The organism is Corallococcus llansteffanensis (assembly GCF_003612055.1).
Lineage (GTDB): Bacteria > Myxococcota > Myxococcia > Myxococcales > Myxococcaceae > Corallococcus > Corallococcus llansteffanensis.
In genome coordinates, this window is sequence record NZ_RAWB01001214.1 from 1 (window position 1) to 413 (window position 413).

At 59.3% G+C, this 413-nt stretch carries 1 protein-coding gene; it reads left to right on the forward strand.

Translation table 11 applies throughout. The features are described from left to right. Nucleotides 1-413 (forward strand): PRTRC system protein A (locus tag D7V93_RS44220; protein ID WP_120648754.1); only part of this gene is annotated, 413 nt, incomplete at both ends.

Sequence of the window (413 nt, forward strand, 5' to 3'; positions counted from 1 at the left end):
GGTAGTGGTGAACGCCTGCTGGTGGGAACCAACGGCGTGTTCCTCGAAGTGGTTCGCCCGTGGCTGCGGGTAGTTCGCAAGATCGCAAGCTACGAAGTCGAAACTGCCGTCCCCTACGGGACTGTCAATGAGGAGACCGAGTTGCCATGCGGTCAACTTCCAGCTGAACTGGTTGGCCAGTTTGGCGAGATGGCGCGTGCGTCGATGCCGAACGAAACCGGTGCTTGGATCGTCTGGAATGGCGTCTCGTGCGAGTTCCGGCTCGTCCCTGTCGCAATCTTGGATCACGGCTCCGGACATCTGCGTTACGACCGGCCGGTGCTGCAGGAAAACGAGCACTTGGTCATGGACTGCCATTCCCATGGCACGTTTGAAGCCTTCTTCTCGGGAACCGACAATCAGGACGACAGGCA